The sequence below is a fragment of the Rhizobium sp. RU36D genome (assembly GCF_900176345.1).
GTDB lineage: Bacteria > Pseudomonadota > Alphaproteobacteria > Rhizobiales > Rhizobiaceae > Allorhizobium.
Genome location: NZ_FWXU01000028.1, coordinates 23045 through 43455 on the forward strand (window position 1 = coordinate 23045; position 20411 = coordinate 43455).

The 20411-nt window shown below is 60.5% G+C and carries 17 protein-coding genes; 7 read left to right on the forward strand and 10 right to left on the reverse strand.

What is annotated here, in order from left to right; all coding sequences use genetic code 11:
* Positions 1–23: 23 nt before the first annotated feature.
* On the reverse strand, positions 24–629 hold the full coding sequence (locus B9A97_RS24680; protein ID WP_084368487.1) for a TetR/AcrR family transcriptional regulator: 606 nt from the start codon (positions 627–629) through the stop codon (positions 24–26).
* Positions 630–771: 142 nt separating this feature from the next.
* Between B9A97_RS24680 and B9A97_RS24685 the strand changes: the two genes are divergently transcribed.
* Positions 772–4170 (forward strand): acyl-[ACP]--phospholipid O-acyltransferase, encoded by a 3399-nt coding sequence (locus B9A97_RS24685; protein ID WP_084368488.1) that lies wholly within the window; start codon positions 772–774, stop codon positions 4168–4170.
* Positions 4171–4230: 60 nt separating this feature from the next.
* Here the strand turns inward: B9A97_RS24685 and B9A97_RS24690 are convergent, their stop codons facing one another.
* Both B9A97_RS24690 and B9A97_RS24695 read right to left on the reverse strand, forming a co-directional pair.
* Positions 4231–5421, reverse strand: coding sequence for a hypothetical protein (locus B9A97_RS24690; protein ID WP_084368489.1), 1191 nt, complete (start codon positions 5419–5421; stop codon positions 4231–4233).
* Entirely contained in the window at positions 5418–6374 is a 957-nt protein-coding gene (locus B9A97_RS24695; protein WP_143530699.1) for a hypothetical protein, read from the reverse strand. Before B9A97_RS24695 ends, B9A97_RS24690 begins: the two co-directional genes overlap by 4 nt.
* 218 nt (positions 6375–6592) lie before the next feature.
* On the opposite strand from B9A97_RS24695, the gene B9A97_RS24700 reads away from it, so the two are divergent.
* A complete protein-coding gene (locus tag B9A97_RS24700; protein WP_084368490.1) occupies positions 6593–7606 on the forward strand; it encodes a LacI family DNA-binding transcriptional regulator in 1014 nt (337 codons plus the stop codon).
* Positions 7607–7685: 79 nt separating this feature from the next.
* Here the strand turns inward: B9A97_RS24700 and uxuA are convergent, their stop codons facing one another.
* From uxuA to kdgR, 7 genes are all read right to left on the reverse strand, one after another.
* Positions 7686–8882 carry a mannonate dehydratase gene (gene uxuA, locus B9A97_RS24705; protein WP_084368491.1) on the reverse strand — a complete coding sequence of 399 codons (1197 nt, stop codon included), beginning with the start codon at positions 8880–8882 and terminating at the stop codon, positions 7686–7688.
* 10 nt (positions 8883–8892) lie between these two features.
* On the reverse strand, positions 8893–9951 hold the full coding sequence (locus tag B9A97_RS24710) for an L-idonate 5-dehydrogenase (RefSeq protein ID WP_084368492.1): 1059 nt from the start codon (positions 9949–9951) through the stop codon (positions 8893–8895).
* Positions 9951–11357: a TRAP transporter large permease gene (locus B9A97_RS24715; protein ID WP_084368493.1), complete on the reverse strand. Its 1407-nt coding sequence runs from the start codon at positions 11355–11357 to the stop codon at positions 9951–9953. The genes B9A97_RS24710 and B9A97_RS24715 overlap by 1 nt, the downstream gene beginning before the upstream one ends.
* A 3-nt stretch (positions 11358–11360) precedes the next feature.
* A complete protein-coding gene (locus tag B9A97_RS24720) occupies positions 11361–11933 on the reverse strand; it encodes a TRAP transporter small permease (RefSeq protein ID WP_084368494.1) in 573 nt (190 codons plus the stop codon).
* A gap of 66 nt (positions 11934–11999) precedes the next feature.
* A complete protein-coding gene (locus B9A97_RS24725) occupies positions 12000–12974 on the reverse strand; it encodes a sialic acid TRAP transporter substrate-binding protein SiaP (protein ID WP_084368495.1) in 975 nt (324 codons plus the stop codon).
* A gap of 33 nt (positions 12975–13007) precedes the next feature.
* On the reverse strand, positions 13008–13748 hold the full coding sequence (locus B9A97_RS24730; RefSeq protein WP_084368525.1) for a FadR/GntR family transcriptional regulator: 741 nt from the start codon (positions 13746–13748) through the stop codon (positions 13008–13010).
* A gap of 146 nt (positions 13749–13894) precedes the next feature.
* Positions 13895–14692: a DNA-binding transcriptional regulator KdgR gene (gene kdgR / locus B9A97_RS24735; RefSeq protein WP_084368496.1), complete on the reverse strand. Its 798-nt coding sequence runs from the start codon at positions 14690–14692 to the stop codon at positions 13895–13897.
* A 199-nt stretch (positions 14693–14891) separates the two neighbouring features.
* Between kdgR and B9A97_RS24740 the strand changes: the two genes are divergently transcribed.
* The 5 genes from B9A97_RS24740 to ugpC all read left to right on the forward strand — a co-directional run bounded on the left by B9A97_RS24740 (position 14892) and on the right by ugpC (position 20406).
* On the forward strand, positions 14892–16010 hold the full coding sequence (locus B9A97_RS24740) for a beta-galactosidase BglB (protein ID WP_084368497.1): 1119 nt from the start codon (positions 14892–14894) through the stop codon (positions 16008–16010).
* 115 nt (positions 16011–16125) lie between these two features.
* A complete protein-coding gene (locus tag B9A97_RS24745; protein WP_084368498.1) occupies positions 16126–17406 on the forward strand; it encodes an ABC transporter substrate-binding protein in 1281 nt (426 codons plus the stop codon).
* Between the two features lie 72 nt (positions 17407–17478).
* Positions 17479–18372: a carbohydrate ABC transporter permease gene (locus B9A97_RS24750; protein WP_084368499.1), complete on the forward strand. Its 894-nt coding sequence runs from the start codon at positions 17479–17481 to the stop codon at positions 18370–18372.
* 157 nt (positions 18373–18529) lie between these two features.
* Complete coding sequence (locus tag B9A97_RS24755) at positions 18530–19300, forward strand: carbohydrate ABC transporter permease (RefSeq protein WP_244564356.1); 771 nt, start codon at positions 18530–18532, stop codon at positions 19298–19300.
* 11 nt (positions 19301–19311) lie between these two features.
* On the forward strand, positions 19312–20406 hold the full coding sequence (ugpC, locus tag B9A97_RS24760) for an ABC transporter ATP-binding protein (RefSeq protein ID WP_084368501.1): 1095 nt from the start codon (positions 19312–19314) through the stop codon (positions 20404–20406).
* The last annotated feature ends 5 nt before the right edge of the window (positions 20407–20411 follow it).

Sequence of the window (20411 nt, forward strand, 5' to 3'; positions counted from 1 at the left end):
TCGTTCAAATTTTATCGTGATGGTCAGAAGGAGGCTGACCGCGCAAAGCCACCGATCAGCAGCACCAGCATCTCCCGGATCTTGTCCGGCGGCACCGCGGAAAATCGGTTCTGCAGTCCCAAGGCCACGACACCATGGGTGGCCGAGAACAGGCCCCGCGCCGTCAGCGCCGCTTCTTCTGGGTCAAGACCGGGCATGAGCTGCCCAAGCGGCCTGATGATATGCGTAAACAACACCGCGTGCTCGTTGAGATGCCAATCCGGGACGGAAGCACCGTCAGGCATCTGGTGATCGAAGAGGGCGGCCCAGGAGTTTCGATGCGCCATCGCAAAATCGAGATAGCCATGCGCTAGGGCGATCAGTTGCTCCTGGGGCGGTGCATCCTGATGCGCATGCTCTACGTGCGAAAGACAGTCATCCAGCGCATGCAGCGTCAGCGAATTTACATGCAGGATCAGGTCGTCCAGATCAGCAAAGACATTGTAGAGAGCGCCAAGGGCGCAGTCGACATCGCTGGCAAGGTCGCGTGCCCGCAGTTTTGCCAGCCCATCCCTCTCTATCCTGTCGGCGGCGGCACGCAACAGGTCATCCCTCAGTTTCTGGCGCTTCGCCTGACGCTTGTCTGTCATCACAACCTCAATTTTGAACAGTGTTCAAATTTCTCTTGAAAGTCTCACAATGCTGCGGTAAGAATTTTTGAACGTCGTTCATATACCGACTGAAACAGGGAACGACAACCGAAATCACACAGGCCGCCAGCCGGAGGAATGCATGTCTGATAATATCGTGACATCAAGGCGCTTCGTCCCCTTGTTCTGGACGCAGTTTCTGTCTGCGTTCAACGACAACTTTTTGAAGAACACCCTGGTTTTTCTTATTCTGTTCACGCTGGCAGCGGATCAGGCCGCCACACTGATCACCGTTGCAGGCGTGGTTTTCATCGCGCCATTCCTCTTGCTGTCGGCGCTCGGCGGACAATTGGCCGACAAATATGACAAGGCCCTGATCGCGCGCCGGCTGAAGCTTGCCGAGATCGGTGCCGCCGTCTTTGCCGTCATCGGCATGGGGCTTCACTCCGTCACCCTGCTTATGATCTCGCTTTTCATCTTCGGGGTCATTTCCGCCCTGTTCGGCCCGATCAAATACGGGATCCTGCCCGATCATCTCAAGCGCGCGGAACTGCCCAAGGCCAATGCCTGGATCGAAGCCGCGACCTTCATCGCCATCCTTGGCGGCACCATCGTCGGCGGCCTTGCTTCGGCGGGCGGCGCCAGTGTGCTGCTGTTTGGCCCAATGATGCTGGGGCTCGCTATCCTCTGCTGGCTTGCAAGCACGCTGATCCCCTCCACGGGCAGCAGCGCGCCGGATATCGCCATCGACCGCAATGTGCTGAAGTCGACCTTGGAACTGCTGCAAACGGCCCGACAGGACAGCCGCATCTTCCGTGCCGGCCTCATGGTCTCCTGGTTCTGGCTGGTCGGTGCCATCATCCTGTCGCTGCTGCCGCCTCTTGTGAAGGACGTACTCGGCGGTGGTGAAATCGCCGTCACCGCCTATCTGGCGGTCTTTGCCGTGGCGGTCGCTGTTGGATCGGCCATCGCCGCCTGGATGTCGGCGGGTCGCATCGTGCTCCTGCCGGCGCCGGTCGGCACCCTGCTGATGGCTCTGTTCGGCCTCGATCTCGCCTATACCACCCTTGGACAGCAAGCGGACGTCATCCATGTATCGCTTGCCGATTTCTTTGCCGCGCCTGGCACCATTCGCACCGCAATCGATCTTGCGGGTGTCGCTATCGCCGGCTCCTTTCTCGTGGTCCCGACCTTTGCCGCCGTCCAGGCCTGGGCAAAGGAGGAAGAACGCGCCCGCGCCGTCGCTGCCGTCAATGTCATGTCCGCCGGCTTCATGGCCGCAGGCGGAGTTGCCCTGGCTATCCTCCAGGCCATCGGCCTTGGCCTTTCGATGATCCTGCTGCTGCTTGCCCTCGCCAATCTGGCGGCCGCGGGCATCATGCTGAAATACCTGCCGACCCATGCCTTCCGGGACTTCGTCTCGATCCTGTTTCGCGCCTTCCATCGGCTTGAAGTCGAGGGCCTGGAAAACCTGAAAGCCGCTGGCGATGCTCCCATTCTGGCGCTGAACCACGTCAGCTTCCTCGACGGCCCCCTGGCTGTGACACTGACGGAACGCGAACCGGTCTTCGCCATCGACACCAATATCGCTACGCGCTGGTGGGTGCGTCCCTTCATCCGCAACATGAAGGCGATGCCGCTCGACCCTTCCAAACCGATGGCAACCCGCGTCCTGATCAAGGCCGTCAACGAGGGCAATCCGCTGGTGATCTTCCCCGAGGGCCGTATCACGGTCACCGGCAGCCTGATGAAGGTCTATGACGGCGCGGCCATGGTTGCCGACAAGACCAAGGCCATGGTAGTGCCGATCCGGATCGACGGCCTGGAACGCAGCTTCTTCTCGCGCCTGAGCTCCATGCATGTCCGCCGCAGTTTGTTCCCAAAGGTCAAGGTCACCATCCTGCCGCCGCGCCGCCTTGAGGTGCCGCAGGACCTCGTCGGCCGCAAGCGGCGCATGGCAGCCGGTGCCGCCCTCTACCAGACCATGTCGGAACTGGTGTTCAACACCACCTCCACGGATCGGACGGTTCTCGACGCCGTCATCGCCATGGCAAAATCCCGCGGAATGCGAGAACTCGCCGTCGAGGACCCGGTCACGGGCGGCCTTTCCTACGGCAAAATGCTCACCGGCACCGCGGTCCTCGCGCGCAAGTTCGAAGAACTCTATCCCGCGGAGACAAACCTTGGCGTGATGTTGCCGAATGCCAACGGCGCCGTTGTCACCGTGCTGGCCCTGATGTCGGCCGGCAAGGTTCCCGCCATGATCAACTTCACGGCAGGCCCGGCCAACATACGCTCCGCTTGCATTGCCGCCAGCGTCAGGACCGTTCTCACGTCGCGCGCCTTCATCAAGCAGGCCAAGCTCGACATGGTCATCGAGCAGATCAGGGACACCGTCTCGATCGTCTATCTCGATGACCTGCGCCAGACGATCGGGCTTGGCGACAAGCTGCGCGGTCTGATTTCCCGCTCGCGAAGCCGGGTCGAGCGCAAGGCCGATGATCCGGCCGTCATCCTCTTCACCTCGGGCTCTGAAGGCACACCCAAGGGCGTGGTGCTGACCCATCGCAATATCCTGGCCAATGCAGCCCAGGCCGCCGCCCGCATCGATTTCAACTCCAGCGACAAGGTCTTCAACATCCTGCCGGTGTTCCACTCCTTCGGCTTGACCGCAGGTACGGTCCTGCCGCTGATCTCGGGCGTGCCCGTCTTCTTCTATCCCTCGCCGCTGCACTACCGCATCGTACCGGAAATGATCTATGGCTCGAACGCCACCATCATCTTCGGCACCGACACCTTCCTCAACGGCTATGCACGGACCGCGCACCCCTATGACTTCCGCTCGATCCGCTACTGCTTCGCCGGCGCCGAACCGGTCAAGGCTTCCACGCGCGAGACCTACATGAACAAATTCGGCATCCGGATTCTGGAAGGCTATGGCGTGACCGAGACAGCGCCGGTCATCTCGATCAATACGCCGATGTTTAACCTGCCGGGGTCCGTGGGCAAGATCCTGCCCGGCATGGAAAGCCGGCTCGAGCCGGTGCCGGGCGTCGAAGAAGGCGGGCGTCTGTTCGTAAAGGGACCGAATGTGATGGCCGGTTATCTCAGGGTGGAAAACCCCGGCATAATCGAGCCGCTGGTCGATGGCTGGCATGATACCGGCGATATCGTGACGATCGATGGCGACGGCTTCGTCCGGATCAAGGGTCGCGCCAAGCGCTTTGCCAAGATCGGTGGGGAGATGATTTCCATGGCTGCGGTCGAGGCATTGGCTGGCGAGGTTTGGCCCGGCCATCTCTCGGTCACGGTCAACCTGCCCGATCCACGCAAGGGTGAGAAACTGGTCCTGCTGACCGACAAGCCCGGCGCCAGCCGTGCCGACCTGCTCTCCCATGCCAAGGCCAAGGGCATGTCCGAACTCGCAGTTCCCTCAGAGATCATCGTTGGGACCGTTCCAGTGCTCGGCTCCGGCAAGATCGACTTCGTCGCTGCGACACGGCAGGTCAAGGCGCTGGCGGAGGCTCAAACGGCCGCATAGCACCCCGAAAAGGAGAAGGGGCCCGGTGGCAAAACCGGGCCCACTTTTCCGCGACAGACCCTAGCGGGAAATCAGGACTGCCATTCGCTGGACCGCCTGCAACTCGATCCGCGTCGCGGCACTCACGGTCAAGGAGGGCATGTTGAGGACGACGATTTGCAGCGGCGCCTCGCGGGTCAGCATCAGGAATGTCGCCTCGTAGCGATCGAGCAACGATTGAAGCTGCTCGCGCGCATCCGCTGCAACCGCTATCCCGCGCAGGTCACCGGCAGACAGCACGGGATAGCGCAGCAGAGCCTCGCGCAAACCGTCCTGGTCGAAATCGTCGAGATCGGATCCCTCGACAATCAGGGCGCCGTCGACCTTCAGGTAGTCTCGCAGACCCGTCAAAAACCGGCCGCCGTCGCTGATGTCACCCTGCGCTAGATATTTCAGCAGGGACGACCGGCGGTCCTCGGCCCGCAGAGAAAGGCTGTCATTGCAGATGACCGCCACGAGAAGAACGCTCAGCGTAATCGCAATGGCCTGGATCAGGCCTGCGAAATCCAGGCCGGCGATTAATGCCAGGCTGGCGCCGGCGACACCGGCCGCGGCCGCCAGGACCGCGAACGACGTGACAGTATCGCGATGACGGGTTTCCGGCCGGCCGATGCCAATGCCGAACCAGCACAGGCAAAGGATGGCGATGCCGGCCAGCCTTACCGGCAAATCGAAGCCTTCGAAACGATAGTCCGTCACCGTCGTCGGCACGATGATCAGCAGAGACAAGCCAAGGCGTTCGATCGTCTTGTTTTCCGACGCCGAGAGTTGCGACCTGTCCCGCGTGACCACCATGACCCCGATGGCGATGAATATCGTAAGCTGGAAGCCGAACAGCAGCAGATCCAGCCAATCAGCATCATCGGGGATCGGCAGGACGGCCAGGACAAGAAACAGCAGCATTCCTGCCGCAGCAAAAAGCTTGAGCCCCGGCGGAGCGTGCCGCCGCATCAGGCCTTCCGTAATGAGCAAGGCAGCCAGGGGGATAGTGCCGGCCGCCGCCAGCGTGACGAAGGACGCAAGCGAACTCGGGAATACCCAATTCATCACGCGCGACAGCATGACGATCGCCAGGACTGACAGTCCGAAGCGAAAGCGCGGATAAAGCGGGTCGTCTCGATCTCGGGTGCGCAGCACCGAGATGAACATCACGAGGCCAACAAAGGCGCTGAGGGATATGATGCTATCGGCGACGAGCTTCCCGTCGATCATCTCCGATCCCTCCAGGGCCGCAGGATACCCCACTGGCTCCAGGGATCGGCCCAGTGCAGCACGGGAAGTGCGATGCGCTGCATCAGCACCAGGAAGCTTGTTACGGCAAGACCGGCGAGCGACCCTCGCGGTACTGATTTCGTGAGGAAATACTGTGCGGCGCGCAGGTCGATCTGCCCCAGTTGGAGCAGGTCGTCCCCCCTGTCATAATCCAGCTTTTCCGCACAAAAGACATTGTAGATCGGATCGCGATGCTTCGGCGCGTCCTCGAAGCTCTTCTTCAGGTCGTCTGAACCGCCGGTATAGGCATTGGTGAAGATGAACTCACCTTCGTTGAACCCGGCTTCGGCGCCCACGCCAAAGACATGGCGCTGCGTCTGCGATATCTGTCGCGCCAGCAGCAGATGACTGAAGCTGCGCCGGGCGCCTGGTCTCGGCGAAGGATAAACATCCGAGAAGATTTCGCTGACCATGCCAGCCACGGCTGGCACCTGCGTCACATTCGAGATCCAGATGGGCCTGAACCGGTTTCGCAGGAAGAGGAAGAAGCAGGTCAGTCCATAGAGCACCCAACTCAAGCCCTGGCTTCGAACAGTGGGATCGACCATGACAAGGCCAAGATGCAGCACCCGCGCCTTTTTGCCATGCAGTTGCAGATCCATCAGCGCCAGCGCATTGAAGGCGACCGGCCTGCCGCTCTTTCGCTCATAGACGATCGTGAGGATGGTCTGTTTCAGCCGTTCCCGGTCTGCGGCAAACACGCCATAGGTGAGTTCGCCCCCGGGCAGCGTCGCCGCCGCCACCTGCCGTAACTCCGCGGCGAGCGCGTCAAGCTCATCTGCCGTCATCCAAAGCCCCGGCCTTTCGACAATGCGAGAGACGAAGCCCTGGCCAACAACCATGCGAAAATTCAGGTTCCGCTGGGACAAGGAGCGGAAATAGGCGCCGATCATCCGGTCTCTCCTGCGATCCTATGATGGCAATACAGCCGAAATGCTAAGGAGTGTTGATAAATCTGTTGCCGACGTCGGCAAGGCAGATGGGGCTCACGCGGTAAGTAGTAGGGGCTCAAAGAGATCATCCCCTTGCTTTGTCATAAAAATTTCACGGCAAGGGCGATTGCACGCCTTTGCAGCACGGTGCAAAGATCGCGCAAAGGCGGAGACTGGGCATGTCGCAAAAAGAGTTCGTCAGCGCACGCGAGGTGGCAGAGCGCGCCGGCGTTTCCCGTTCTGCGGTATCGCGTACCTTTACGCCCGGTGCGAGCGTCTCGCCAGAAACCCGGGAAAAGGTTCTGGCCGCCGCGGAAGCATTGGGTTACCAGGTCAACCATCTGGCCCGAGGCCTGATGCGCAACGAATCCGGCATCGTCTGCCTTATCGTTTCGGAACTGTCGACGCCCTACCGCGCCACGCTGGTAAGCGCGCTGACGGAGAGGCTGCAGAACGCCGGCAAGATCGCGATGCTGATCAACACGGACCGCTCCGATGGCAGCGTCGACAGGGCATTGCGCCAGGCGATCCGCTATCGTGCGGATGCCTCGATCATCCTTTCGGGCATGCCGGACAAGTCGATCACCCAGCAATGCCTCAAGAGCGGGCTGCGGCTGGTGCTGATCAATCGTGACGACGACCAGCAGGGTCCACTGCGGATCAACATGAACGATGCCGATGCCGCGTCGCATATTCTCGACGCCTTCCTGCAGGCCGGTTGCCGGCATCTTGCCTTCGCCAATTCCCAGTCCGGCACCCCGAGCCTGATGGCGCGGGAGCGCGGTTTCGTCGAGGCCGGCCGACGTGCTGGGCTGGAGGTGCAAGTGGCAAGGCATGGGCAGACAGGCTATGAGGCGGGCAAGACGCTGGCCCAGCATCTGCTGTCGCGCACGCCGCGGCCGGATGCCGTGTTCTGTGCCACGGATCTCATTGCCTGTGGTTTCATGGACGCTGCGCGCCAAGAATTTTCCCTGTCCATTCCGCAGGATCTCTGCGTCGCCGGCTTCGACAATATCGAACAGGCCGCATGGCTTTCCTACGATCTGACCACGTTTTCACAGCCCGTCGATAGAATTTCGGAAGCAGCGGTCGCGTGGCTTTCCTCGCCTCCGGAACAAGGATCAGGCGAAGCCGTGACGACCCTCACGCTCAAGACGGAGCTCATCTGGCGCTCGACTGTTCGCAGGGCCTGACGTTACAGCATTCGCAGCGAACGAAGAGGATGCTGGACGGCGCGCGTCTTGGCGCCGCCCGGAATGACCAAGGAGATGATCAGCACAGCCCGTGGACCGGATGCGACAGCGCCCGCTCAATGCCGCGCAGTTCCGCAAGACCCTTGAGACGCCCGATGGCCGGATAACCGGGCTGCGCGCCGCGCGTCAGGTCATCCAGAATTTCCTGTCCATGATCTGGCCGCATCGGGATCTCATGATCCGCCCGGCCAGCCGCGCGCCGCCGCTTCTCCTCGGCCAGGAGTTCGGCAATCACGGCTACCATGTCGGTATTGCCCTCCAGATGTTCGTCCTCATAGAACGAGCAGGGCGTGCGGTCTTCCTGGCGGCGCACATTGCGCAGGTGAACGAAGTGGATCCGCGATGCAAACTGCCGCACCATGGCCGGCAGGTCGTTTCCGGAGAAGGCGCCGAGAGAGCCGGTGCAGAACGTCACGCCATTGGCCGGGCTATCCACCTGCCGGAGCATATGGGCGTAATCGTCAGCGGTGGATAGGATGCGCGGCAGGCCGAGCAGTGCCCATGGCGGATCGTCAGGATGGGCACAGATGTTGATGCCGACCTGCTCGGCGACAGGCGTGACCTCCGTCAGGAAATCGACGAGATGACGTTGCAGCTTCTCCCTATCGATGCCGGCATAGGTCAGGAGATGCTCGCGCAGCTGCGGCAGGCTGTAACCGTCGGCCGAACCGGGCAGGCCCGCGCCGATATTGCGCGACAAGCCCTGCTTGCGCTCATCTGTCATGCCGTCAAAGCGCTGCTTGGCCTGCTCGCATGTCTCGGCATCGTAATCGTCAGCAGCACCGGGCCGTTGCAGCAGATGGATATCAAAGGCGACGAAATCGATGCGGTCGAAGCGCATGGCGCGTGCCCCATGCCGGACTTCCCACCGAAGATCCGTGCGCGTCCAGTCCAGGACAGGCATGAAGTTATAGCAGACCGTCTTGATGCCCGCGGCCGATAGCCGCCTCAGGCTTTCCTGCCAGTTGGTGACGTGCTCGCGCCAGGCGCCGGTCTGCGTCTTGATGCTTTCGGAGACGGGAACGCTTTCCACAACGTCCCAATAGAGCCCGCCTGCCCGGATTTCCGCCTGCCGCTTGGCAATCTCATCGACCGGCCACACGTCTCCGGTCGGAATATGGTGCAAGGCGCTGACGATCCCGACAGCACCTGCCTGGGCCGCGTCCTGCACGCTTACCCGATCCACCGGACCGAACCAACGCCACGTATGTCGCATGAAAACTCCTTCAGGGCAGAAAACTGAGTTGAACTTTGCAAGCCGCAGAACGATCGCCGGCCTGTTCGAAGGCGGCCACCGCATCGGCAACGGAAAAGCTATGGGATATGATCGGCCGCACGTCGATCCGGCGCGAGGCAATCAGGTCAACAGCCGTCGCAAATTCTGCATCGAAGCGTTGCGATCCCACCAGCCTTATCTCCTTGCCGACCAGAGCATTGAGCGGAAGCTTTATATCGCCTGTGACGCCAACCTGGACAATCGTCCCGCGCGGCCGCACTGTCGCAATTGCGGTGCGCAACGCTGGCTCGGCGGCCGAGCACTCAAACACCACATCAAACTGCCCCTTGTCGGCTTCGTAGGCAGCAAGGCCGACGGCACCTTTCGCGACATTGATGGTGTGCGTGGCGCCCATGGCAGCGGCTCTTTCGAGTGCCGCATCGGCAAGATCCGTGACCACAATCGTCTGCGCACCGGCATGGCGCACCGCCGCCACCACCAGCACCCCGATAGGCCCGGCTCCTGTTACCAATACCTGCTTGCCCAGGAGGTTGCCGGCCTGCGAAACCGCATGCAGGCAAACGGCGAGCGGTTCCGCGCAGGCCAGTTCCCCCGGACTGACGTCTGGACCAGCGCGGACGCATTGTATCGCGGGCACGACCAGCCAATCCCGGAACATGCCTTGCGTATGGGGAAGCTTCATGGCGCTGCCCATGAACTGCATGTTCAGGCAATGAATGCGCAGGCCCTCGCGGCAAAAACGGCAGTGGCCGCAGGGCTGGCTGGGATTGACCGCAACCAGGTCGCCAATGGCCAAGCCCGACACGCCGGACCCAAGGGCGGCGACATAGCCCGCCGCCTCATGGCCCGGAATGATCGGCTCCCGCACACGCACCGGACCAAATCCGCCGTCCTGATAATAATGCAGATCAGAGCCGCAGATCCCTGCGGCGGCCATCTGCAGGAGCACTTCGCCGGCATTGGGCTGCGCGACCTCAGCGGTTTCCACCCTCAGGTCGCGCTCGCCATAGAGGCGGGCGACGCGCGTTTGTTTGGCCGTTTCGCCCATCAGCGGATCAGCCCCAGTTCGGTCGGCAGCCACAGGGTGATGGCCGGAACGAAGGTGATCAGGATCAGCGCAATGAACAACGGCACCAGCCAGGGCAGGATGGCCATCGTCGTACGCTCAACCGAAAGCTTGGCCACCCGCGATAGCACAAATAAGACCATTCCCAGGGGCGGATGAAGCAGCCCGATCATCAGGTTCAGCGTCATGATCAATCCGAAATGCACCGGATCGATCCCGAACTGCGATACCAGTGGCAAGAGGATCGGCACCAAGATGGTGATTGCGGCAATCGTATCCAGGAAGCAGCCGACGAACAACATCAGCAGGTTGACCAGGATCAGGAAAACCCACTTGTTTTCGGTGATCGAGAGTATGGCGCCCGAAAGCACCTGGGCCGCCTGGCTCACCGTCAGCAGCCACGCAAAAATCGATGCGGCGGTGACGATGAACAGCACCGAGGCGGTCGTTTCGATGGTATCGAACGTGGCCTTGGACAGCGTCTTGAACGTCATAGTGCGGTAGCGCACCAGCCCGAGGAACAGCGACCAGAGAACGGCGGCAACGGCGGCCTCGGTTGGCGTGAACCAGCCCATGGTCATGCCGCCGATCAGGATGACCGGCGTCATCAGCGCCATAACGGCCGAAAAATCGAAATACCAATCCAGCGCCAGCAGCACGACCAAGGCAATACCGACCGCCAGGTTCATGGAGAGGCCGAGCGCCATGAGGATGTAGATCACCATCGGCACCGAAAGGACGACGGCGACCTCGAGCGAAGCGGATAGAAGCTTCTTCCAGACAAAGGGCGTATCCGACCCCCAGCCGTGCCGATAGGCGAAGATAGCGACAGTAAGCATCATCAGCAGCGTCATCACCACGCCCGGCACAATGCCGGCCATGAACAGGGCGCCGATCGAGACGTTGGCCATCATGCCATAGATCACGAAGGGCAGCGACGGCGGAAAGATCGGTCCAAGCGTCGCAGAAGCGGCGGTGACACCCACGGCGACCTCTACGGGATAACCGTGATCCTTCATCGCCTTGATCTCGATCGTGCCGATGCCGGCGGCGTCAGCCAAGGCCGTGCCGGACATGCCGGAAAAGATCACCGATCCAATGATATTGACCTGGGCAAGACCACCCTTCATCCAGCCGACAAGGGCAACGGCAAACGAATAGATGCGGCCGGTGACTCCGGCGGAATTCATCAGATTGCCGGCCAGGATGAAGAAGGGAACGGCGAGCAGCGGAAAGCTCTCGACACCCGCGATCATGCGCTGGGCGGCGATGATGTCAGGGGCCACGCCATAAATGACGAGATATAGGACGGATGCGACCGCCATGGAGATGGCGACCGGCACGCCGACGACCATCAGGACAAGAAAAGCACCAACGAGAAGCAGCATCGATCAGTCCTCGACCTTCTGAAATTCTTCCGGCCGTTCAAGCACGGAATAGCCGCGACGCTGATTGGCAATAAAAACCTGGATTGAGCGTCCGAGCATCAGCACGAAGCCGAGCATGACGCTGTAGAAAACGATGTTGCGCGGCAGGTCCACGGTGACCATGCGCTCGTCGGCGACAATCTCGACATAGCGCCACATCAACCAGCAGGCATAGAGAAAGAAGCCGATGCGGACGAGATCAACGAAGATCGCCATGGCCCGCGCGGCCCGCGCTGGCAGATAGTGATACAGCACGTCCACCTGGATATGGCGCGACACCCGAACGCACATCACGGAGCCAAGAAACACCACGCCGATCAGGCAGTTGATCGCGATCTCCTCGGTCCAAGCATAGGAATTGTTCAGGACATAGCGGGTGAAGAACTGCAGGAAGACGCAGCCCGCCATCAGCCAGAAGACAATGAGCGTGATCCAGTCTTCAAAGGCATAATCGGAGAGATTAACCTCTGGCACGCCCTCATCAAAGGTATGCGCGAGCTCTTCGGCCGTTATCGGCGTGTGAATTTCTTTGGCCATGGATGTATCCGGCAAAAAGGAAATCTGAGGCCGGCAGCCTATGAGGGGACTGCCGGCCGACGATAGTTACTTGACGGCGCGGATCGCTTCCCAGTCTTCCTTCTTGTAGCCGAAGTCTTCCATCTTCACCTTTTCCATCACGGTCTTCTCGAAGTCGGCCTTGTCGACCTCGGCAACGTCAATGCCCCTCTGCTTGAACTTGGCGACGAGGCCGTTTTCACGCTCCTCGATGATCTTGGTGCTACGCTCGGCAGCCTGCTGCATCACCTCGGTGAAGATCTTCTTGTCTTCATCGGACAGGCTCGCCCAGCGCGACTTGGACACGACAGTGTTCAGGTGGTCGACGATATGGCCCGTCAGGACGATATGCTTCTGCACTTCGAAGAACTTCTTGGCTTCGATGGTCGTCAACGGATTTTCCTGCGCTTCGACCGTGCCGTTCTGCAGCGCCAGATAGACTTCGGCAAACGCGATCGGCGTGGTGTTGGCGCCGCAGGCGCGCGGCATGGCAAGATAGGCCGGCACGTCAGGCACGCGCATCTTCAGCCCGGCCATGTCAGCGCATTTGGCAATCGGCTTGTTCGACGTGGTGTGGCGGGTACCGTAATAGGTCACGGCCGTGATGTGGTTGCCCGAAGCCTTCTCATAGCCGGCAGCCAGGTTCTTGAACACATCGCTCTTGGTATAGGCAATCAGATGGCTCGGATCGCGGAAGGTGTAGGGAAAATAGGTCACGCCGATCGGCGGATACTCGCGGGATGCGAAGCTCGAACCCGAAATGATGATATCAACAGTGCCGAGCTTGAGGCCCTGGTTGATATCGGCTTCCTTGCCGAGTTGCGAAGCCGGAAACACGTCGATCTTGTAACGGCCTTCGGTGCGCTTGGCGATTTCCTCGGCAGCCCAGACGGACTCGGTGTGGAAAGGCTCGGATGTTTCATAGACATGCGCCCACTTGAGCACGGTCTGCGCCTGCGCGCCGATCGCCGATGCCATCAGGACAGCGGTTGCTGCCAACAGGGTTTTCATTCCAAACTTCATGGTTTTCTCCTCCCAATGTGAAGTCAGTGATGCTTAGATGCTGCCGACGCGCCTCCACGCGGCAGGAATTGCACGATCTCCGGCGTCCTCTTCAAAACTCTCCGAAAGCCGAAGCTGCGATTTTTCCAGGTGAGCGCGCATGGCGGCCCGGGCTGCAGCCGGATCGGCGGCCGCTATCGCATCGCGGATGACGCGGTGCTCCTCCATGGCCGCCCGCCAGGTATCCTTGTTCTCAAAATAACTGGCGAGCTTCTCGAAAAAGGGCGTCATGCGCATGTCGTGCATGCTGCCAACGAAGCGGATCAGCGTGGCGTTTGAGATGATCCCGGCAACAACGACATGAAAATCCCGGTCCAGCGCCAGCGACATGCGCCGATCTTCAAGCGCATCGGCCATGCGGGCCAGGTTCTGATCCAGCATCGCCACGTGTTCGGGCTTGGCGAGACGCGCCGCTTCTTCTGCGACGGCGCACTCCACCACCGCCCGTGCACGCAGCAGCTCGAAAGGCCCCTCGAAATCCTCCGGCAATTCAGGCAATTGCGGCGTTCGCACCGCGACATATATGCCGGAGCCCATCCGGATATCGATGAAGCCTTCGACTTCGAGGACGATCAACGCTTCCCGGATGGTCGGACGAGAAACGCCAAGCATCTGCGCCAATTCGCGCTCTGCCGGCAAACGCGATCCCGCGACCAGTTCACCACGCTCTATGAGGCCGCGCATCTGGTCGGCGACCTGACGGTAAAGACGACGGGATTCAACGGCGGAAAACATCATCTCACCGATCCTCCCCATCGGTCAAACTGGTCATCTGGCCAAGTGGTCATACCAATTTACGCACAGACTAGTATCGCCAGCGATTTTGTCAAGCGGGGAAGAGGCTACAGCCAGGGGCTGTGGAAAAGTGTCGGGACGCTGGCTTAAGACTTGCTCGTCTGCCGGAAGCCAAGAGCGGTCGACGCCGCCAGACCAGCTGACGTCAAAAGGGATACATAGTCGCTTTTCCGGGCTTCATCGAACCGGAACAAGGGAAAGGAGATCGATATGGCCGCGACTGTCTTGCCGAGATAGTTGAAGATCGGGACAGCCATGCATCGGACCCCCGCTTCGCTCTCCTCAACCTCTTCCGCGAAACCACGCGCCTGGGTCAATCGCAACTGCTCCAAGAGGTCGTCAACCCTGGTGATGGTGCGCGGCGCGAGTTTCGTAAGCTCCGTTTTCCCGATGCGCTCGCGGATTTCGTCTTCTCCCCGCCAGGCCAGCAAGGCTTTTCCCAGCGAGGTGCTGTGCAGCGGGTTTCGCAGGCCCAGCGTCGATTTCATCGAGAGGCTGAAGGCAGAATCATATTTGTGAATGTAGACGACCTTCTGGTCGCGATCGTCGAGAATGCCCAGATTGACCGACTCGCCGGTCGCCCGCGACAGCTTGCCCATCGCCTCATCGGCAACCCGCAAAAGGTCCGATTGCTCGTTAAGCGACCGCGCCCCGAGACTGAAGAGCTTCAGGGTCAGCCCGTATTTCTCCGTCTCGGCATCCTGCTCCACATAGCCAAGCTCGACCATGGTCTGCAGCAGACGATGCGCCGTGGTCTTGGACGTCATGGCGCGCTGCGCGAGATCCGCGAGGCTGACGCGCTTCTCGTCGACAAGGGCCTCGATGACAGCGAAGACCTTCAGGACCGCTGCAACATTTTCCGCTTTGGGATTGGAATCGGACATAGGGAATGTTCTGTTTTTTCTGAAATTGCATTCTGGAATTTTTGGTAAGCTCCTGTCAAGCTCTCGGCAGGCCCTTAGTCGCCTCTTGACGCTGATGAGTTTGAACGCAAAAAACAGCGTTGAAAAGTCGTAAGGACTGTGATTTCTTATTTTCCGAAATTATGTTCCGAAAATATCGACTTTGGGGAGAGATTGACGCATGCATCCGCTGCTGAGGCAAAAACAACATTTTATTCAGCGCGGGGAGGTGTGCGAACTCATCGAAAGACTGACGGACAACCTCGTCAATATCGAGGACCGCACCGGCGAGTTCCTGCTGCGCCTGGAAGACGGCCGCGTGATCGACACGAAAGGCTGGGCAGGATGGGAATGGACCCATGGCATCGGCCTCTACGGCCTGTTCAAGTACTGGCAGCTGACCGGCAGCCCGAAGGCCATGCAGATCATGACCGCCTGGTTCGAGGCGCGCCTGGCCGAGGGAACCCCGACCAAGAACATCAACACCGTCGCGCCCTTCCTGACGCTGGCGCATCTTCATGAGATCAAGCCGGATCCGCGCTGGGTACCCTATCTTGAGCGCTGGGCCGAATGGGTGATGTACGAGATGCCGCGCACCCGTGAGGGCGGGCTGCAACATATCGTCTACAACAACGTCAACGACCAGCAACTCTGGGACGATACCTTGATGATGAGCGTGCTCCCGCTCGCCAAGATCGGTCTCATCCTCAATCGCCCTGAATTCGTCGAAGAGGCCAAATACCAGTTCCTGGTCCACGCGCAGTATCTGTGCGACACGGAAACGGGACTGTGGTTTCACGGCTGGACCTTCGACGGCAACCATAACTTCGCTCGGGCCCGCTGGGCGCGCGGCAACAGTTGGCTGACGATCGCCATTCCAGAATTCATCGAGCTCGTGGATCTGAAGGAAAACGACCCTGTGCGGCGGCATCTCGTCTCGCTGCTCGGTCGCCAGGCCGCCGCCCTCAAGCAGCACCAGCACCCATCGGGACTGTGGCATACGCTGATCGATGATCCCGCAAGCTATCTCGAAGCCTCGGCGACGGCAGGCTTTGCCTATGGGCTGATGAAAAGCGTGCGCAAGCGCTATCTCGACAGCGCCTATCTGGAAACCGCCGAGCGGGCGATGAAGGGCGTCATCGAAAACATCAGCCCTGAAGGCGAATTGCAGCAGGTGTCCTTCGGCACCGCCATGGGCAACGACCTCGATTTTTACCGGCAGATCAAGCTGACATCGATGCCCTATGGGCAGGCGATGGCCATGCTGTGCCTATCGGAACTGCTGCGCAGCTATATCTGAGGCCGCGCAGGCACTCGTAAATGCAATGGGTCATGGCCAGGAGGAGTGGCCTTGGCCCCACGGCAGAACCAAGGGAACGCGGTGCAAAATCACCGTTCAAGAGGAGGAAATAGACATGATACAATTGACCAGACGCGGCATGCTGGGTGCCATGGGTGCGGGACTTGCGGCCTCGGCGCTGAGCGCACCGGCACTCGCCGCCGACCGGACGATCCGCCACTACTGGTGGGGCAATCCCGAGCGTGACAAGCGCACCTTTGCCGTCATCGACACCTTCCAGCAGAAGAATGCAGGCATCAAGGTCTCAGGAGAGACCATCGGCTGGGGGGATTACTGGACCAAGATGGCAACCCAGACCGCCGGCCGCAACATGGCCGACCTGGTGCAGATGGACTACCGCTTCCTGTTCGAATATGTCCGTCGCGGCGCCTTGCAGCCGTTGGACGACTTCGCCGGCAAGAGCCTCATGATTGCCGATTTCGACCAGGGGCCGCTCGATGGCGGCAAGGTCGACGGCAAGCTCTACGCGCTCAATATCGGCTCCAACAGCCAGGTCATCGTTCACAATACCAGGGTATTCCAGGAGGCAGGGATCACGGCAAACCTGATCGACTGGACCTGGGAGGATTTCGCCAAGGCCTGCGAAGACATCACCGCCAAGACCGGTGGCAAGGTCAAGGGTTCCGATGACATGTCGCTCATGATCGAACTGTTCGAATCCTGGGTGCGCCAGAACGGCCGTGAATTCTACGATGCCGAGGGCAAGGTCGCGGCAACGGCCGAGGACGTCGCCGGCTGGTGGCAGTTCTGGGCGGATCTGCGCCAGAAGGATGTCGTGCGCAACAAGGAAAAGACCGTCATCCTGGATGCGCCGATCGTCGAAATGGGCGTGGCCGTGGGCGATACCGCCATGTCCCACTTCTGGTCCAACCAGCTCGTCGGCATCCAGGCCGCCGCCAAGGACAAGATCGGCGCCGCCATGGTGCCGCACAAGAAGGACGGCAAGCCAGGACAATTCATCAAGCCGTCGATGTTCCTGTCGCTGACCCGTGACGCGAAGGACACCGAGGCGGCGATGGCCTACATGAATGCCTGGGTCAACGATCCCGACATCACGGGCATTCTGGGACTGGAGCGCGGCATCCCCTGCTCGCCCAAGGTCCGTGCGGCACTTGCACCCAAACTGACCGAGGTCGAAAAGCTCTCGGTCGATTACTTCGAGGCGATCCAGGGCAAGGTTGGGCCTCTGCCGCTGCCCGCACCGAAGGGTGCCGGGGAAGTCCGCGATGCCTTCATGCGCACGGGAACGGAAGTGGTTCTGGCCCGCATGGATGCCAAGGAGGCCGCCGAGCTGTTCATCGGTGACGCGCAGGCGATCATCGAACGCGCGCAGTAATTCCCAAGCGGCAAGGGTCCCGGTCTGCACCAGCGGGTCGGGATCCATCCATACTGCAACAAGGTCTGTCCGATGCGTCGTTTCCTGGCCCGCAATGCCCCGGCCTATGTCTTCCTGCTCCCCTGGTTTCTCGGGTTCTTCCTGTTGGCGCTCGGGCCGATCCTCGCTTCGCTCTACCTGTCGTTCACGAAATACGACATGGTGAGCGATCCTCGCTGGATCGGGTTCGACAACTATCATTACATGTTCACGCGCGACCGGCGCTTCTGGCAGGCACTGGAAGTGACCTTCACCTATGTCGCCCTGTCAGTGCCCGCGCGCCTGATCATGGCGCTGGGGGTAGCCATGCTGCTGGACAAGGGCCTGCGCAGCATCGGGCTCTATCGCGCGATCTTTTACCTGCCGTCCCTCCTGGGAGCATCGATTGCCATCGCCATTCTCTGGCGGCAGTTGTTCGAGGCTGATGGTGTCGTCAACCAGGTGCTGGCCATGATCGGCATAGAGGGCGCAGCCTGGATCACCGACCCGAACACCTCGCTCTATACGCTCGTGGTGCTGGCCATGTGGCAGTTCGGCTCCCCCATGCTGATCTTCCTGGCCGGGCTTCGCGGTATTCCGAGAGATCTCTATGAAGCGGCCGAGATCGACGGTACCCCGCCCTGGCGGCAATTTTTCAGGATCACGCTGCCGCTTCTGGCGCCGGTGATTTTCTTCAATCTGGTGCTGCAGACCATCGAGGCGTTCAAGACCTTCTCCAGTGCCTTCATCATCTCAAACGGATCAGGCGCGCCCGCCGACAGCCTGCTGTTCTACACCGTTTACCTGTTCAACGAGGCCTTCAAATTCTTCCGCATGGGCTATGCCTCTGCACTCGCCTGGGTGCTGTTGATCATCATCGCGATCTTCACGGCGATCTCGTTCCTCACGTCGAAATACTGGGTGCATTATGAAAACGACCGTGACTGAACAGACGCTATCACCTGCGGCCACCGGCAATCTCGACCTCGCCATTCAGATGGACGAAGCCGCCCGGGTGGCGCACGAGTTGCGATTGCAGCGTGACCGGCGCGCACGTAACGCCCGAATCCTCAAGCATCTGTTCCTGATCGTCTTTTCCGGCGTGATGCTGTATCCGCTGCTGTGGCTGCTGGCGTCGTCCTTGAAGCCGGAAAACGAGATCTTTGGCAGCCTCACGCTCTGGCCTTCGGATTTCAAGTTCGAGAACTATACCGACGGCTGGACCGCACTGCCGATCTCCTTCACCATGTTCTACTGGAACTCGGCCATCGTCACCGGCCTGTCGGTCATCGGCAATCTGATCTCCTGTTCCTTTGCGGCCTATGCCTTTGCCCGGCTGCAATTCACGGGACGCAGCTTCTTTTTCGCGCTGATGATGATGACGTTGATGATCCCCTATCACGTCGTCCTCATTCCCCAATATGTGCAGTTCCTGAGCCTGGGTTGGGTCGATACCTATCTTCCGCTGGTAGTGCCGCGCTTCCTCGCTTCGGATGCCTTCTTCATTTTCCTGATGGTGCAGTTCTTCCGGCAGTTGCCGCGAGAGCTGGACGAGGCAGCGATGATCGACGGTTGCTCGCCCTTCAAGATCTACTGGGCGATCATCCTGCCGCTGTCGCTGCCGGCCATGGGAACGGCTGCCATCTTCTCGCTCATCTGGGTCTGGGAGGACTTCCTGGCACCTCTGATCTATCTCAATGACATCAAGAGCTACACCGTGCCGCTGGCACTGCGCCTCTTCCTCGACCAGGAAGGCCAGTCCGCCTATGGCCAGATGTTCGCGATGTCCGTCCTATCCCTGGTTCCGGTCGTGATCTTCTTCATCCTGTTCCAGAAATTGATCGTGCGTGGCATCGCCACGTCAGGCATGAAGTAAGGATTGAACGCATGGCAGGATTGACGCTTCGAAACGTCGGCAAGCGCTATGGAGCGCTTTCCATCATCCAGGGATTGAACCTGGATATCCATGATGGCGAGTTCCTGGTGCTTGTCGGCCCCTCCGGCTGCGGGAAATCGACGCTCTTGCGCATGATCGCGGGGCTTGAGGAAATCACTGATGGAACAGTCTCCATCGGCGGTAAGATCGTCAACGACCTGCCCGCCTCCAAGCGCGAATTGTCGATGGTGTTCCAGAGCTATGCGCTCTATCCGCATATGAGTGTGCGCAAGAACCTCGCCTTCGGGCTCCAGAACTTCCGCATGCCGCGCGCGGAAGTCGATCGCCGTGTGGCCGAGGCCGCGCGCATCCTGCAGATCGAGCCGTTGATGGACCGCAAGCCTCGCCAGCTTTCCGGCGGGCAGAAGCAGCGCGTTGCGATCGGCCGGGCGATCGTCCGCGAGCCGCAGCTTTTCCTGTTTGACGAGCCGCTGTCCAACCTGGACGCCGAACTGCGTGTCCAGATGCGCGCCGAACTCGCCTCGCTCTATAATCGCCTTGGCACAACCATGATCTATGTCACGCATGATCAGGTGGAGGCCATGACCATGGCGACCCGGATCGTTGTGCTGCGCGCAGGCAAGATCGAGCAGGTCGGCACGCCCCAGGAGCTCTATACCAGGCCACAGAACCTGTTTGTCGCCGGCTTCATCGGCTCGCCGAAGATCAACATGCTGCAGGCAACCGTCTCGCGCGCCGCCGGACGGGCGGACGTCAGTGTTCCCGGCATGCCGATCTTCCAGATCCCCAATCTGCCGACTGCAGATCCATCGCTGACGCTCTGCGTGCGTCCGAGCTCAATCAGGATCGGCAGCGGCGAGGTCACGGCACCAGGCACCATCCGCCTCGTCGAATATCTCGGCAGCGAAACGCTGCTGCATATCGCCTTGTCGTCCGGCCAGACGCTGCTTGTCAGCGACAGCGGTCGGCAGCCCTATCGGAACGGCGATCCGGTCACCCTCGGGTTCGATCTGTCCGACCTTCATTATTTTGATGCTTCAGGCCAGCGCGTGGAGCCCCTCGAGCAAGAGAGCAAAGTCCAGTGAAGATT